Here is a 1,488-nt window from a genome sequence, read left to right as displayed (position 1 = left end):
CTAGTCCAATCAGTGCTCTACCTCCAAGACTCTTACACTTAAGGCTAGCCCTAAAGCTATTTCGGGGAGAACCAGCTATCTCCAGGTTCGATTGGAATTTCTCCGCTACCCACACCTCATCCCCGCACTTTTCAACGTGCGTGGGTTCGGGCCTCCATTCAGTGTTACCTGAACTTCACCCTGGACATGGGTAGATCACCTGGTTTCGGGTCTACGACCACGTACTAAACGCCCTATTCAGACTCGCTTTCGCTGCGGCTCCGCCTCTTCAGCTTAACCTCGCACGGGATCGTAACTCGCCGGTTCATTCTACAAAAGGCACGCCATCACCCGTTAACGGGCTCTGACTATTTGTAGGCACACGGTTTCAGGATCTCTTTCACTCCCCTTCCGGGGTGCTTTTCACCTTTCCCTCACGGTACTGGTTCACTATCGATCACTAGGGAGTATTTAGCCTTGGGAGATGGTCCTCCCAGATTCCGACGGAATTTCACGTGTTCCGCCGTACTCAGGATACATTCAAGAGAGAACGAAGTTTCGACTACGGGGTTGTTACCCTCTACGACGGACCTTTCCAGGTCGCTTCGTCTACCTCGTTCCTTTGTAACTCCGTATAGAATGTCCTACAACCCCAAGAGGCAAGCCTCTTGGTTTGGGCTATGTTCCGTTTCGCTCGCCGCTACTCAGGAAATCGCATTTGCTTTCTCTTCCTCCAGGTACTTAGATGTTTCAGTTCCCTGGGTCTGTCTTCCTTACCCTATGTATTCAGATAAGGATACCATACCATTACGTATGGTGGGTTTCCCCATTCGGAAATCTTCGGATCAAAGCTTACTTACAGCTCCCCGAAGCATATCGGCGTTAGTCCCGTCCTTCATCGACTCCTAGTGTCAAGGCATCCACCGTGCGCCCTTTCTAACTTAACCAAACTAAAAATTAAAAAATATGAGCTACACTGTTATCTAGTTTTCAAAGAACATACCATTTGCTATTTAAAATAGCTTTTTGGTGGAGCCTAGCGGGATCGAACCGCTGACCTCCTGCGTGCAAGGCAGGCGCTCTCCCAGCTGAGCTAAGGCCCCAAAATGTATGGTGGGCCTAAATGGACTCGAACCATCGACCTCACGCTTATCAGGCGTGCGCTCTAACCAGCTGAGCTATAGGCCCATACAAATTGCAGGATTTATTTATATCATATCCTCATTTAAGAGTCAATACTGAATTGAACTCTCAAAACTAAACGAAAACGAAACACGGAAACTTATATTGATAAGCAGCGCTTATCAATTCTCCATAGAAAGGAGGTGATCCAGCCGCACCTTCCGATACGGCTACCTTGTTACGACTTCACCCCAATCATCTGTCCCACCTTAGGCGGCTGGCTCCAAAAAGGTTACCCCACCGACTTCGGGTGTTACAAACTCTCGTGGTGTGACGGGCGGTGTGTACAAGGCCCGGGAACGTATTCACCGCGGCATGCTGATCCGC

At 49.5% G+C, this 1,488-nt stretch carries 2 tRNA genes and 2 rRNA genes; all 4 read right to left on the bottom strand.

Annotated features, from left to right (window positions below):
- Positions 1-926 (bottom strand): 23S ribosomal RNA (locus MR107_RS29925); the annotation flags it as partial.
- A gap of 80 nt (positions 927-1,006) precedes the next feature.
- A tRNA-Ala gene (locus MR107_RS29920) sits at positions 1,007-1,082 on the bottom strand.
- Positions 1,083-1,090: 8 nt separating this feature from the next.
- Positions 1,091-1,167, bottom strand: a tRNA-Ile gene (locus tag MR107_RS29915).
- A 130-nt stretch (positions 1,168-1,297) separates the two neighbouring features.
- A 16S ribosomal RNA gene (locus tag MR107_RS29910) occupies positions 1,298-1,488 on the bottom strand; the annotation flags it as partial.

Source organism: Bacillus cereus group sp. BfR-BA-01441 (assembly GCF_022663075.1).
GTDB lineage: Bacteria > Bacillota > Bacilli > Bacillales > Bacillaceae_G > Bacillus_A > Bacillus_A cereus.
This window is presented reverse-complemented; position numbering and strand designations above follow the sequence as displayed.